This window comes from Idiomarina sp. 29L (assembly GCF_004123135.1).
Classification (GTDB): Bacteria; Pseudomonadota; Gammaproteobacteria; order Enterobacterales; family Alteromonadaceae; genus Idiomarina.
The window spans coordinates 221,455-235,000 of sequence record NZ_SDJS01000005.1; the positions used below are offsets into that span (position 1 = coordinate 221,455).

13 protein-coding genes and 1 riboswitch are annotated in these 13,546 nt (G+C 48.8%); of the genes, 11 read left to right on the plus strand and 2 right to left on the minus strand.

Annotated features, from left to right (window positions below):
- Nucleotides 1-2 precede the first annotated feature (2 nt).
- The 6 genes from tatA to hemB are packed head-to-tail and all read left to right on the plus strand — an operon-like array spanning nt 3 to nt 4,901.
- Complete coding sequence (gene tatA, locus EST55_RS11765; RefSeq protein WP_129497608.1) at nt 3-227, plus strand: Sec-independent protein translocase subunit TatA; 225 nt, start codon at nt 3-5, stop codon at nt 225-227.
- On the plus strand, nt 228-578 hold the full coding sequence (gene tatB / locus EST55_RS11770) for a Sec-independent protein translocase protein TatB (protein ID WP_088767319.1): 351 nt from the start codon (nt 228-230) through the stop codon (nt 576-578).
- Nucleotides 575-1,318, plus strand: a complete 744-nt coding sequence (gene tatC / locus EST55_RS11775) for a twin-arginine translocase subunit TatC (protein ID WP_129497609.1) — start codon at nt 575-577, stop codon at nt 1,316-1,318. The genes tatB and tatC overlap by 4 nt, the downstream gene beginning before the upstream one ends.
- A 2-nt stretch (nt 1,319-1,320) precedes the next feature.
- Nucleotides 1,321-2,100 carry a TatD family hydrolase gene (locus tag EST55_RS11780; RefSeq protein ID WP_129497610.1) on the plus strand — a complete coding sequence of 260 codons (780 nt, stop codon included), beginning with the start codon at nt 1,321-1,323 and terminating at the stop codon, nt 2,098-2,100.
- A 39-nt stretch (nt 2,101-2,139) separates the two neighbouring features.
- Nucleotides 2,140-3,882, plus strand: coding sequence for a diguanylate cyclase (locus tag EST55_RS11785; protein WP_129497611.1), 1,743 nt, complete (start codon nt 2,140-2,142; stop codon nt 3,880-3,882).
- Between the two features lie 14 nt (nt 3,883-3,896).
- Nucleotides 3,897-4,901 carry a porphobilinogen synthase gene (gene hemB, locus EST55_RS11790; RefSeq protein ID WP_129497612.1) on the plus strand — a complete coding sequence of 335 codons (1,005 nt, stop codon included), beginning with the start codon at nt 3,897-3,899 and terminating at the stop codon, nt 4,899-4,901.
- A 3-nt stretch (nt 4,902-4,904) separates the two neighbouring features.
- On the opposite strand, the gene EST55_RS11795 is transcribed toward hemB, so the two are convergent.
- Both EST55_RS11795 and rhlB read right to left on the minus strand, forming a co-directional pair.
- Nucleotides 4,905-5,870: a Ppx/GppA family phosphatase gene (locus EST55_RS11795; protein WP_240665309.1), complete on the minus strand. Its 966-nt coding sequence runs from the start codon at nt 5,868-5,870 to the stop codon at nt 4,905-4,907.
- Nucleotides 5,839-7,110, minus strand: coding sequence for an ATP-dependent RNA helicase RhlB (gene rhlB, locus EST55_RS11800; RefSeq protein WP_100691346.1), 1,272 nt, complete (start codon nt 7,108-7,110; stop codon nt 5,839-5,841). The genes EST55_RS11795 and rhlB overlap by 32 nt, the downstream gene beginning before the upstream one ends.
- Before the next feature lie 91 nt (nt 7,111-7,201).
- On the opposite strand from rhlB, the gene trxA reads away from it, so the two are divergent.
- The 5 genes from trxA to EST55_RS11825 all read left to right on the plus strand — a co-directional run bounded on the left by trxA (nt 7,202) and on the right by EST55_RS11825 (nt 13,540).
- Complete coding sequence (gene trxA / locus EST55_RS11805; protein ID WP_129497613.1) at nt 7,202-7,528, plus strand: thioredoxin TrxA; 327 nt, start codon at nt 7,202-7,204, stop codon at nt 7,526-7,528.
- 249 nt (nt 7,529-7,777) lie between these two features.
- Nucleotides 7,778-9,046, plus strand: a complete 1,269-nt coding sequence (gene rho, locus EST55_RS11810) for a transcription termination factor Rho (protein ID WP_053953284.1) — start codon at nt 7,778-7,780, stop codon at nt 9,044-9,046.
- A gap of 7 nt (nt 9,047-9,053) precedes the next feature.
- Nucleotides 9,054-10,526, plus strand: coding sequence for a 4-hydroxy-3-polyprenylbenzoate decarboxylase (gene ubiD, locus EST55_RS11815; protein WP_129497614.1), 1,473 nt, complete (start codon nt 9,054-9,056; stop codon nt 10,524-10,526).
- Entirely contained in the window at nt 10,527-11,228 is a 702-nt protein-coding gene (gene fre, locus EST55_RS11820) for an NAD(P)H-flavin reductase (RefSeq protein ID WP_129497615.1), read from the plus strand.
- A gap of 40 nt (nt 11,229-11,268) precedes the next feature.
- Nucleotides 11,269-11,367: riboswitch (TPP riboswitch) on the plus strand.
- 49 nt (nt 11,368-11,416) lie between these two features.
- Nucleotides 11,417-13,540 (plus strand): TonB-dependent receptor, encoded by a 2,124-nt coding sequence (locus EST55_RS11825; RefSeq protein WP_129497616.1) that lies wholly within the window; start codon nt 11,417-11,419, stop codon nt 13,538-13,540.
- The last annotated feature ends 6 nt before the right edge of the window (nt 13,541-13,546 follow it).

Below are 13,546 nucleotides of genomic sequence, written 5' to 3' on the forward strand. Positions count from 1 at the left end.
ACATGGGTATATCACCTTGGCAGTTAATCATTCTGCTCGTTATTGTTGTTTTACTGTTTGGCACCAAGCGTTTACGTAATATGGGCTCAGACTTGGGTAATGCTGTGAAAGGCTTCAAAAAGTCAATGAATGATGACGCTGACAACAAAGACGACAAAGAGAAAAAGAAAGAGTCGCTGCAGGACAAAGAGCAACATGACGACTCGGACACCTCTGGAAAGCCTTAAATGTTCGATATTGGCTTTTGGGAGTTATTGCTAATAGCTATTGTCGGGCTGCTGGTACTGGGGCCCGAGCGGCTCCCCTCTGCCATCCGTGGCTTCCAACGTATGCTCAGCGGTGTGCGCCAATACACGCAAAAAGTCCAAAGTGAACTCGATCACGAACTCCGTATTAAAGAGTTGCACGAGCACTTAAAACAGGCAGAAAGTCAGGACCTCGAAAACCTTAGCCCTGAATTGCAGCGTTCGCTGGTTGAACTAAGAAATGCCGCTGCCGACGTTCAGCGTCCCTATTCTAAAAAGCCGGATGACTCAAATTCACCGAATACGGCAGATAAGAGCAGGGACAGTGAATGAGTGACTCACCGTTACTGAACCACTTGCTGGAATTGCGTAATCGACTGTTGCGGTCGGTGCTCGTGGTGTTGGTGGTGTTTGCGGCATTGGCCTACTTTGCTAATGATCTTTATAACTTGCTTGCGCAGCCGCTGCTCGTGGCACTACCCGACGATGCTCAGATGATAGCAACCGATGTGGCCGCTCCCTTTTTTACGCCCTTCAAGCTGACATTCGTCATTGCACTGGCGCTTGCCGTACCTTATTTGTTATGGCAACTCTGGGCCTTTATTGCCCCCGGTCTGTACCGTAAAGAAAAACGTTTAGTGGTACCGCTATTGGTTAGCAGTACGCTGCTGTTTTATGCAGGCATTGCGTTTGCGTATTTTGTGGTGCTGCCCATTGCCATGGCCTTTTTTACCGGCGCCGCTCCTGAGGGCGTTACGGTTGCGACGGATATAAGCCGTTATCTCGATTTCGTACTGGCCATATTTATGGCCTTTGGTATTGCGTTTGAAACGCCTGTCGCCATTATGCTGCTGATATGGAGCGGAGTCAGTACCCGCGAATCGCTGGCACGTAAACGACCCTATATCATTGTGGGGGCGTTTACTGTCGGTATGCTGTTAACGCCGCCGGACGTTATTTCGCAAACGTTACTGGCTATTCCCATGTGGCTGCTGTTTGAGTTGGGTTTGCAAATAAGTCGCTGGTACACGCCCGCAAAGTCGAATGACAAAGAACAGGCTGATGAGGCTTAACGATGTGGTTTGATGCCGGAGTGAATTTAACCAACAAACGGTTATTGAAGGCGTTGCCTGAAGTGATGGAGGCTGCGGAAAAAGCTGGAGTGACAGGGCAGCTGATTATAGCGACCTCGCTCGAAGAAACGCGAGAAGCGATAAAGCTTTGTGAGCAATACCCACAGCAGTTAGTAATGACTGCTGGTATCCACCCCCATGACGCTGGAGAAGCCCCCAAAAGTTTTGCTGATGAGTTGAGAGCACTTGCTGAGCACAAAGCTGTTGTTGCTATTGGCGAGTGCGGGCTGGACTTTAACCGAAATTATTCGCCTCAAGACACTCAAGAACAAGTATTCGTTGCGCAAATAAAGTTAGCGAATGAGCTCAACTTGCCGTTGTACCTCCACGAGCGAGACGCTATTGATAAACAAATTGAATTGTTGAACCGCTACTGCGATGATGAGACAACTTGTTTAACGCATTGCTTTACTGGCGGGCCAGCAGAATTAGAGCGGTATTTGGAGAGAGGTCACTGGTTTGGCGTAACAGGGTGGATTTGTGATGAACGTCGTAACAGCGAATTACTGACCGCTTTGCCGAGTATTCCGCTTGAGCGTTTAGTACTGGAAACCGATGCACCGTTTTTACTGCCCCGAGGCATTAAGCCGCGTCCTAAAATGAATGAGCCAAAGTATTTACCGGTTATTGGGACTGCAGTAGCAGAGGCGCTGGATATATCGGCGGAAGCACTGGCGGAACAAACCACTGACAACGCCAAGCGATTATTTAACCTAGGGTAACTTGTATTGCGCTTAACACGACGGCTGACAAAACATTTTATGCTGATGATACTTGTCATCGGTATGGTCGTTGCGTTTTCAGCGAACGCACAGTTACTGAGCAAGACAGGGTCGTCTTTAGGCATTGAATACACAAACAGTGAGAAAAAGCTGTCACTGGAAGAGGTAAAACGGCTTAATGACGAGCAATGGTCTGCCTTAGAATCAGACAGAGCCTCCTTTGGTTACACAACTGACGAATATTGGTTTCGATTTCAGTTACAAGGTTCAAATACCGACAGAGTGCTGCACATTGCTTATCCGCTGCTCGATGAGTTGAGTATTTACATACAAACGGATGCGGGTATAAAAACGTATGAGCTCGGCGATACGAAGCCGTTTCATGAGCGTCCAATTCCCACGTCTGAATTTGCGGTACCACTGCCTGGAGGCACCAGTGGCATGGTATACATTAGCGCGACCAGCCAAAGCTCTATGCGGTTGCCAATAGCGGTGCGATCGAACATCGGCTTCTTTGAAACTCAAATGAATCGGCGTATTGCTGAAGGTATCTATTTCGGTGTTTTGTTGTGTATGGCGGTGTATAACCTGTTCGGCTTTGTCGCGTCGCGAGAGCCGGAGTTTGGTCTGTACTCGTTATATACCGTGTTTTTCGCCGGTCTGATGCTCTCTTTGGAAGGTCTGGGTTTTCACTACCTCTGGCCCGAGTCCATTTATCTTCAGGATAAGGGCATAACCATATTTGGTAGCCTGACATTTTTAACCGCCGCTTTATTTGCCTATCAGTTATTAGAGCTGAAGCGATATCGAAATACACTGGGGCGTGGTTTAATGGTTATGGCATTTTTGTCCGCAGCCAGCTTAGTGGTCGGTATATTTGCCAGTTATCGAATCAGCATTCATGTGCTACTGATCCTGGCCGCTCCGGGGTGCTTTTTCTTGTTGTTGGTGGGTGCTTACTTATGGCGTAAAGGTTTCCTGTACGCTCGGATTTTTACATTGGCGTGGTGCAGCTTATTGCTGTCTGTGGTTGCAAACTCGCTCGGTTATTTGGGTGTCATAGACAGCATGTTCATTCAACGCCATGCCATCATGCTCGGTTCAGGGATAGAAATACTGCTACTTTCTTGGGTATTGGCAGTGCGCTACAACGAGCAGCGCAAAGAACGCCTGGCGGCGCAGCAAAAGTACAATCAAGAGCTTGAAGAAAATGTTGAAGAACGCACTTTTGAGCTGCAAATTGCGTTGCGTGAATTGCAGGACGTGAATAGTGAGCTCGAGCAAAAGAATATGGAAGATCCGCTCACGGGGCTTTATAACCGTCGCTATTTCCAGCAACACCTTGAACGCGAGTTACGCAGAACGTTGCGCAGAGAGTTACCATTGGCGTTACTGATGATTGACGTCGACCGTTTCAAACCCATTAACGATACCCACGGACACATGGTGGGTGACCAAATTTTAAAACAGTTAGCTAACTTAATGAGGCAGCACGCTAAGCGAGCCGCTGATGTCGTTTGTCGATATGGTGGCGAAGAGTTTGCTATTATTCTGCCGGAAACAGACCTTGATGATGCGCGGATCTTTGCTGAGCAACTGCTAAGTATGGTTAGGGAGCAGCGCTTTGAAACTGATGTCGGAGAACAGCGTATCACCATCAGTGCCGGTGTTATTTCAACTAGCAATCGTATTTTTGATAACGTGAATGAGCTTTTCAAAGCCGCAGATGAAGCCTTGTATACCGCTAAGAATCAAGGCCGTGATCAGGTTGCTGAGCAGTAAAGCAGGAGTAATAAATGACGAATGAAGGGGCATTCCCAAAACGCCGCTTAAGACGGTTAAGACGTTCAACTTTCAGTCGCAGGCTGGTTTCGGAAAACCAGCTTTCGGTGAACGATTTAATTTACCCTGTGTTTGTGCTGGAAGGGCAGAATCAACGCGAAACGGTTGATTCTATGCCGGGCGTTGAACGTCTCAGTATCGATTTGTTGGTGACTGAATGTAAACGTTTAGTTGAATTAGGCATTCCTATGGTCGCCATATTTCCGGTAACGCCGGCGTCTGCAAAGTCTGAAATGGCTGAAGCGGCCTATGATGATAATGGTCTGGCGCAGCGAGCAGTAAAAGCGATAAAAGCAGAGTGTCCTGAGTTGGGTGTAATGACCGATGTGGCTCTGGATCCGTTCACGACCCATGGTCAGGACGGCATTATTGACGATACTGGCTATGTTCAAAATGACATTACCACCGAGGTGCTGGTTAAACAGGCGCTGTCTCATGCGAAGGCCGGTGCAGATGTTGTTGCGCCGTCAGACATGATGGACGGGCGCATTGGTGCTATCCGTGATGCATTGGAAAATGATGGTTTTCATAATACTCAGATAATGGCCTATTCCGCTAAATACGCCAGTGCATTTTACGGGCCGTTCAGAGACGCAGTGGGCTCTGCGGGTAACTTGAAGGGCGGAGACAAAAAGACGTATCAAATGGATCCGGCAAACTCTGATGAAGCCCTGCATGAAATTGCGTTAGATATTCAAGAAGGTGCCGACATGGTGATGGTGAAGCCGGGCATGCCTTACTTAGATATCGTGCGCCGGGTAAAAGACGAATTCGGTGTCCCGACCTTTGCGTATCAAGTGAGCGGTGAATATGCCATGTTGCAAGCAGCCATTGCTAATGGGTGGTTGGGCGAAGACGTTGTCGAAGAGAGCTTGCTGGCTTTCAAGCGTGCCGGAGCTAATGGGATTTTGACGTACTTTGCTAAATCTATTGCTGAAAAGTGGGCAAAGTCTGAATAGCCGTTAAGCCGTTACTTCATTGGCAAGCTGTGCGAGTAGTCCCTCGCGCAGTGCACCATAGGTTACTTCAAACTCATCGATATTGAGCGCCTCAGTAATTCCCGCAAGAATCGCTAAGCCGCCGGCAAGCACCGCTTTTCTGTCTTCCCTCAAGCCCGGGAAGTCGAGTGCGTTTACGGTTCCTTTTTGAGCGCATCGTCGAATGAGTTCATTAAGCCACTCACGCGTTAGCGTAGGCTGACTTTCGGCGTTTGCTATTTCACTAACCGCTCTGAATGTGCCGGACGCGCCCAGTACGCGTTGCCAGCTGTGCTGATGGTAGTCGTTGAGAAAAGGCTCAATGAGGGCCGTAGCTTCATGCTTTGCCTGTGCAAAAGCCGATTCACTCATCACGCCGCTTTTAAAATAACGGTTTTGAAAAACCACACAGCCCATGTCTAAACTTTGCAGGTATTTAGGGGTCAGCCCATGCCCAGCGATAACTTCTGTACTGGCGCCCCCAATATCAATGACCAATACATCGTTGGCGCACTGAGACACACTGCAAACGCCCGAGTAAATTAATTCAGCTTCCTGCTCACCGGTAATCACCTGAATAGGACGGCCTAAAGCATTTTCAAATTGCTCTAATAGTTGGACTTGATTACTGGCTTTGCGTAATGCCGCCGTCGCGACAACGGTCACCGCATCTGGCTGGAATTGTTCGAGCTCTGCGGCAAAACCTGACAAGCATTGACATGCCCGTTTCGCTGCGTCGTCATCAATGCTATTCGCTGAGTTAAGTCCGTCTGCCAGTCTGACTTTCTGTTTGTGCCGTGTAAGCACTCGGGGCTTTGGGAAAAAACCGGTCATTGAAACTTCTGCCATCAACAAATGAAAGCTGTTTGAGCCCATGTCGATGGCAGCCAGTTTTTTCTTTTTCAGCGCCATTGGCGAATTACGACCTCGGTGGTCCTGAACGACGACCACGAGGCTTGCCTTTATTGCCTCCGGAGTTATGGCGGCGTCGGCGTTGCGGTGGACGGGGGCGTCTCAGGTCACTCAACATAGCGTCGGCATCGTACTTAGTAACCGGAATGCTGTGGCCAATGTACTCTTCAATAGCCGGAAGGTTATAAACATACTCTTCACACGCCAGGCTAATAGCTGCGCCGCTTGCGCCAGCACGGCCTGTGCGTCCTATGCGGTGTACGTAATCTTCACAGTCGTCCGGTAAATCGAAGTTATAGACATGCGTCACTTCCGGAATATGCAGTCCGCGTGCAGCGACATCGGTTGCGACCAAAAAGTCGATGCGGGCTTCTGAGAAGTCATCGAGAATTTTGAGTCGTTTCTTTTGGGGGACGTCACCTGTGAGTAGACCTGCTCGGTGGCCGTTTGCCACTAACCAACCGTGAACTTTCTCACAGCCATGCTTGGTATTAGCGAAAACAATCGCCTTTTCTGGCCAATCTTCCTCAATAAGCGTTAACAGAAGCGGGAATTTATCCGGCTTCGATGGGTAAAATAATTCTTCGGTAACCCGCACTGCGGTTTTCTGTGCCGGCTCAACTTCCAGTTTCGTTGGCGCGTTCATGTGCTCGTAGGCAAGCTCCTGCACACGATAGGACAACGTCGCTGAGAATAACAGGTTCAGGCGCTTCGCCGGCTCTGGCATTTTTCTAAGCAAGTAACGAATGTCATCGATGAAGCCTAAGTCAAACATGCGATCGGCTTCGTCCAGCACCACCACCTCAATGTCATTCAATGAGAATAAGCCTTGCTTATAAAAGTCGATGAGGCGACCGGTCGTGCCAACGAGAATATCCGGGCTATTGCTCAGTTGTTCCTTTTGAGCGTCGTAGCCTTCGCCACCGTATATGACACCCATGTTCAAACCACAGCTTTCAAGCAATGGTTCTGCGTCGTGGGCAATCTGAATGGCCAGTTCTCGCGTAGGAGCCATAATGAGTGCACGAGGGCCTGAATCGGTTTTTTCGGACGACGCGTTCTGCATTAAGCGGTTGAAAGTCGCCAGAAGAAATGACAAGGTTTTCCCTGTTCCGGTTTGAGCCTGACCAGCAACGTCGCGCTCAGATAACGCAACAGGCAGACTTAACGCCTGGATTGGAGTACAATATTCGAATCCGGCATTGGATAGCGCTTGCTGTAATTTGGGATGAAGCGCCAAATCAGCGAAACGAGTTTCTGAAAGATGTGTTTTATTCATAAGTTATAAGCATATCAGTTTGCGCTTGTATTCAAAAACAGAAATAATACTATTCTATATTTCCACGCGAAAGAATTTAGCGGAGAGTACCATGAGTGACGCAATTGTTCAGCTAAGCGATGACAGTTTTGATGAAGATGTCATCAAATCCGATAAACCTGTACTGGTCGACTTCTGGGCCGAGTGGTGTGGGCCGTGTAAAATGGTCGCGCCAATTCTGGACGACATTGCCGAAGAGTACAAAGGTAAGTTGGTTATTGGGAAGCTGAACGTGGATCATAACGAGCAAACCCCACCGAAATTTAATATTCGCGGCATTCCTACATTGCTGCTGTTTAAAGACGGCGATGTCATTGCAACGAAAGTGGGTGCACTGTCTCGTGCACAGCTGATCGAATTTTTAGAACAGCACATTTAATCGGTATCAAAAAGCGGCGCATTATGCGCCGTTTTTGTTAGCAAAACTGGACGAATTCTAATTTTGGTGATACCTTCTGTTTATTAACTATTCAAGCAGGCTTGCCAACTCCACCGGCGCGCCTTGTTAAGTAAGAGAAACTTCTGTTTCTGACTTCGCAACTCGCGAAATCCGAACGTTCCATTTGTTTTAATATTCTAGAGTCAATAAAAAGGCTTTGTGTTCAATCGATAACTCGAAAACCCTCCTATGAATCTAACTGAACTTAAAGATAAACCCGTAAACGAGCTCGTTGAGCTCGCGGACTCAATGGGCCTTGAGAATATGGCCCGTCTGCGTAAGCAGGACATCATTTTTGCTATTTTAAAAGCCCACGCGAAAAGCGGTGAAGACATATACGGCGGTGGTGTGTTGGAAATATTGCAGGACGGCTTCGGCTTCTTGCGATCGGCCGACTCGTCATATTTGGCCGGTCCCGATGACATTTATGTATCGCCTAGCCAAATTCGTCGCTTTAACTTGCGCACGGGTGACACGATTGGCGGCAAAATTCGCCCGCCGAAAGACAGCGAACGTTATTTTGCCCTCCTGAAAATTCGCGAAGTCAATTTCGACAAACCTGAAAACTCCCGTAATAAAATTCTTTTTGAAAACCTGACACCATTGCATGCAGATGAGCGTTTTCGTTTAGAGCGTGGTAACGGCAGTACGGAAGATATTACGGCGCGTGTTCTTGATTTGTCGGCCCCGATTGGTAAGGGGCAGCGTGGTCTTATTGTGGCGCCACCGAAAGCGGGTAAAACGCTATTACTACAAAACGTTGCGACGTCTATTGCGGCGAATCATCCTGAAGCAGAGCTTATTGTACTGCTTATCGATGAACGTCCGGAAGAAGTAACGGAAATGCACCGTTTGGTACAGGGCGAAGTGGTTGCTTCAACCTTCGATGAGCCAGCCAGCCGCCACGTACAGGTCGCTGAAATGGTTATCGAAAAGGCGAAGCGTTTGGTTGAGCACAAAAAAGATGTCGTCATCTTATTGGACTCGATTACTCGTTTGGCGCGTGCTTACAACACCGTTATCCCAAGCTCAGGTAAAGTCCTGACCGGCGGTGTGGACGCTAACGCGCTACACAAGCCAAAACGTTTCTTTGGTGCAGCACGTAACGTTGAAGAAGGCGGCAGCTTAACCATTATTGCAACCGCGCTTATCGACACCGGCTCAAAGATGGATGAAGTTATCTACGAAGAGTTTAAAGGTACCGGTAACATGGAATTGCACTTGAACCGTAAGTTGGCAGAGAAGCGTGTTTTCCCTGCAATCGACTTTAACCGTTCAGGTACACGTCGTGAAGAATTGCTGACGTCTCAGGACGAGCTTCAGAAAATGTGGATCCTGCGGAAAATTATGAACCCAATGGGCGAAGTTGAAGCCATGGAGTTTTTGATTGACCGTTTGCAAATGACTAAGACCAACGACGAATTCTTCGAATCGATGAAGCGTCAACGCAACAGCTAAGCGGCGTATGAAATATCAAGATCTGCGAGATTTCATCGCGCTCCTCGAGGAGCGCGGTGAACTTAAACGCATCCAGCAAGAAATAGACCCCTACCTTGAAATTACCGAAATATCTGACCGTACGTTAAAAGCAGAAGGCCCGGCCTTATTGTTTGAGAACGTGAAAGGTCATGACATGCCGGTGTTGACGAACCTTTTTGGTACGCCAGAGCGGGTGGCTTTGGGTATGGGGCAAGAGTCGGTCACAGCGCTACGCGATGTTGGTAAGCTTTTGGCTTTTTTAAAAGAGCCGGAGCCACCGAAAGGCTTCCGAGATGCGTTGAATTTGTTGCCTACCTACAAGAAAGTGCTGAGTATGTCGCCGAAAAAACTGAAAAAGGCGCCGTGTCAGCAGGTCGTCATGAGCGGTGACGAGGTCGACTTAACTAAGTTACCTATTCAGCATTGTTGGCCGGGCGATGTAGCGCCGTTAGTCACATGGGGGCTTACGGTGACTCGGGGACCACATAAAGAGCGCCAGAACTTAGGTATTTATCGCCAGCAACTTTTGGGACCGAATAAGCTCATTATGCGTTGGCTGTCGCATCGTGGCGGCGCGCTGGACTTTCAGGAGTGGTGCCAGCAGCATCCTGGGGAAAAGTTCCCGGTTTCCGTTGCATTAGGCGCTGACCCCGCCACGATTTTAGGTGCGGTGACGCCCGTACCGGATAGCCTTTCTGAATACGCCTTTGCTGGCTTGCTGCGCGACAGTAAAACCGAAGTGACACAGTGCCTAAGCAATGATTTACAAGTTCCGGCGCACGCAGAAATTATTCTGGAAGGTTACATTGAGCCGGGTGAAACAGCGCCCGAAGGGCCGTACGGTGACCATACCGGCTACTATAACGAAGTGGATGAGTTTCCGGTGTTTACCGTGACTCATGTCACCCATCGTAAAGACCCGATTTACCACAGCACTTATACCGGTCGGCCGCCAGATGAGCCCGCAGTATTGGGTGTGGCTTTGAACGAAGTTTTCATTCCGTTACTGCAAAAGCAGTTTCCGGAAATTGTCGATTTTTATCTGCCGCCGGAAGGCTGTTCGTACCGTTTAGCCGTAGTTACTATGAAGAAGCAGTACTCAGGCCATGCCAAGCGGGTGATGATGGGCGTCTGGTCGTTCTTGCGTCAGTTTATGTACACCAAGTTCGTGATTGTGTGTGACGACGATGTGAATGCACGTGACTGGAAAGATGTAATTTGGGCAATGACGACCCGAATGGATCCGGCGCGTGACACTACATTGGTTGAGAATACGCCAATTGATTACCTCGACTTCGCCTCTCCGGTGTCGGGTCTTGGCTCAAAAATGGGCATGGACGCAACCAACAAATGGCCCGGTGAAACTGACCGCGAATGGGGCGAGCCTATTGTCATGAGTGAAGAAGTTAAGCAGCGTGTCGACCAGCTGTGGGACGAACTGAACATTATGGAGTCGTGAATGAGTCAACAAATGACCTGTAAAGCCGAAATTTCGCGCCAGTTAGCGGACGCTGTGTGGGAAGTGCGTTTGCAGTTGCCGCAGCCGGTTGAGTTTAAAGCAGGCCAATATATGATGGCGGTTATGGGCGAGAGAGATAAGCGACCTTTTAGTATCGCATCATGCCCATCGAAGGAAAGTGAGTGGTTACTTCATGTAGGAGCGACGCCAGACAACGCCTATGCGATGGAAGTGTTGGATAAAATACGCGCAGAGGGAGAGCTGGAAGTCGACGGACCCGACGGCATTGCGTTTTATCGACAAGACAGCGATAAGCCTGCTGTCATCATTGCCGGCGGTACGGGCTTTTCTTATGCTTATTCAATTTTACAGCAACATTTACGAGCAACGCCGGAGCGTCCATTAACGTTATATTGGGGCGCAAAGAGCCTGGCCGATTTGTACCTGCATGACGAGCTTGAGCAATTAGCAAAACAATATGAACACTTTGACTATCACCCGGTGGTTGAAGACGCCGCTGGCGACTGGCCGTATTCTATTGGGTTAGTCCACCAGGCGGTAATGGCGCGTCAACAGGACTTGCAAGACTGTGAAGTTTACATGGCAGGCCGTTTTGAAATGGTGCGCGTTATTAGAGACGATTTTGTCGCTCAAGGCGTACTGTTAGAAAACCTTTACGGTGACGCTCTGTCGTTTATTTAAAGACAATTTGTTAATGCAATAAGCTGCGTTATACTGACGCCGCTTTACCAAGGGGTGCCGGCAACGGCTGAGATGCGAAAGCGAACCCTTTAAACCTGATCCGGTTAATACTGGCGTAGGGATGGTAGAAAACCCGTCTAATACAGCCTTACCGGATCGTTTCTGACTTTGTTTTGAGGAAATGATCCATGCAAAAATTCACATCTTACTTAGCAGCCAGTATTGGCTTAGCATTATTACAAACGCCGGTTCTGGCTTATGGTCAGGATAACGCCAGCGATTTCGAAATCATTGAAGTCAGCGGCGACTTTCACAAACGCACGCTGAATGAAACCACCAGCAGTGTGTCAATTATGGACCAAAATGCGATGCAGCAGCGTAATGCGCAGCATTTGCAGGATACGCTCAACAGCTTTGCCAACGTCAACTTCTCCGGGGGGACATCGACCGCACGCTTTATCCAGATTCGCGGCATGGGCGAGCGTTCTCAATTTGTTGATCCGATTAGCCCGTCTGTCGGTCTTATTATAGATGGTATTGATTACAGCGGCTTAGGTACGGCCGCCTCGCTTTTCGATATCAACCAGGTTGAGGTATTTCGAGGGCCCCAAAGCGGTCGTTTTGGCGTGAACGCAATGGCAGGCTTGGTGTTGATGGATAGTGTACAGCCCTCGGGTGACTTTAGCGGTCAGTTTGAGTTGTCAGCCGGCAATTACGACGAACGCATGGGGGGCTTAGCATTAGGCGGGCAACTGGGCGTACTGGGTAAGGCTCGCTTTTCTGTCAGTCAGTTTAAGCAAGACGGCTACATTGAGAATACCTATTTAGATCGAGACGACACGAACAATCGGGATGAACTTGGCGTACGGCTTTTGTTGAACACCGAATTTACCAAGAACTGGACGTTAGACACCGTCCTGCACTACAACGATGTTGATAACGGTTACGATGCCTTTAGCCTTGATAACAACCGAACGACGTTGTCAGATGAGCCGGGGTACGATCGCCTGGAAAGTGAAGCGGTAAAAACGACTCTGAATTATCTAGGCTGGGATAACAGCCGGCTTGAGTTGTCAGCCAGTGTTTTAAACGCAGATACTGCTTACGCCTTTGACGAAGACTGGACGTATGTTGGGATTGCTCCTGGTTGGGAGTACTCGTCATTTGATGCCTACCTTCGAGACAGAAAAGACAAAACAGCCGAGGTTAGTTGGTTATCAATCGATCCTGAAGCGTTATTTGGGGTAGCCACTGAGTGGGTAGCGGGAGCCTATTACTATGAAAAAGACGTAGCGCTGACGCGTGATTACTTTAATTGGGACTTAGGCCAGCCGGATATTTTCCAAAGTGATTATCGCAGTCAACATGCCGCGGTCTATGGCGAATTAACGCAGCACTGGAGTGAGAAATTCTCCACTATTAGCGGCTTGCGTATTGAACAGTATGACAATGACTACACCGACAGCCGTAATATAGACGCGCAGCCGGAAGATACCATGGTGGGTGGTAGTTTTAGTGCACGTTACCAGGCAGCACCAAACAGCTATTGGTATGCGACCGTGTCACGAGGCTATAAGTCCGGTGGTGTTAATGGCGAAGCGCTGGGTAAAGCGGACGACCAAGGCCTGGACGAACTCAAAGACTATCTGCTTGAGCGCGCGACTTTTGAGCCTGAAATTCTATGGAGTGCTGAGTTTGGTGTTAAAGGGAGCAGCCCAAGTGGGGACTTAACCTCGCGAGTGAGTACTTTTTACCATTGGCGTGACGATGTTCAGCTGAAAAGCTGGGTGAACCGTAATCAATCGTTTGTCGGTTATATTGAAAATGCCGCAGAAGGTAAAGGTTATGGCCTTGAGGCTGAAATCCGTAACAAACTGACGGACTGGTTGACACTATTTGCTTCTGCGAGTTGGCTGGAAACTGAAATAGAAGGCTTTGTGACAGAGGACGGCATGGATATGACCGGTCGTGAGCAAGCTCATGCGCCTCAGTATCAATTCAATGTTGGTCTCGAAGGCTGGTATGGCGAGAATGTTCAATGGGTGCTGCAGGCTGACGGAAAAGATGAGTTTTATTTCTCGAACTCTCATAATCAGAAATCTGAGTCTATGACATTGGTGCACCTTGCCGTGAATTACTACATCGATGACTGGCGTGTGAGTTTATGGGGACGGAACTTAACGGATGAAGATTACGAAGTGCGCGGTTTCTACTTTGCGAATGACCCCAGAACTCAGTACGCGAATGACGAAACCTACGTACAGTACGGTGAGCCGCGTCGCTTCGGTGTCACTGTTAGCAAATCGTTCTAAGGAAAA